This is a genomic window from Rhizobium sp. 01T444 (genome assembly GCF_056398305.1).
The window spans coordinates 1-565 of the sequence record NZ_JBFTPD010000332.1 but is presented as its reverse complement, the minus strand read 5'-3'; the positions used below and the strand labels follow the sequence as shown (position 1 = coordinate 565).

Annotated in this window: 1 protein-coding gene; it reads left to right on the top strand. The window is 71.1% G+C overall.

The genetic code is table 11. The features are described from left to right. Positions 1-128 precede the first annotated feature (128 nt). The coding region (locus AC1DTN_RS38760) for a Rossmann-fold NAD(P)-binding domain-containing protein (protein ID WP_477925531.1) at positions 129-565 on the top strand (437 nt) is incomplete at its 3' end.

Here is a 565-nt window from a genome sequence, read left to right as displayed (position 1 = left end):
GGTTTCATCGGCATGGGCGGTGAAATGGCGTCCGCTCGGCTCTACCGTGATGTGAAAACCCGCCTCGTCTGGGGCTGCGCTGGTCATGGTTATTCTTCGACTCTGCTTCAAGAAAAGGGAAATGGATTTTGCCCTCAATCAACAGCCCTCTCGGCGCGCGGCCCGCGCGCTTTCGCCGCGAGCGCATTCTCCTGGTCGGATGCGGCGATATCGGCCTGCGGGCGGCGCGCGCCCGGCGGGGCCGGGTTCAGCTGATCGCCGTGACKTCCTCGCCTGAGCGCGTTCCCCTGCTGCGGCGTGCCGGCCTCACCCCGATCATGGCCGACCTTGACGCGCCCGCGACCCTGCGTCGCCTCTCCGGCCTGGCCACGCGCGTGCTGCACCTGGCGCCCCCCGCGCGCGTGGAAGAGGGACAGTGGTGGCGCGACGCGCGCACCACCGCCCTGGCGCGCGCGCTGCGGCTTCGTGCGCTGCCCTCCGCGATGGTCTACGGCTCGACCAGCGGCGTCTACGGCGACTGCGGCGGCGCGCGCATCCAGGAGACGCGCGCGGTGCGCCCCGACAC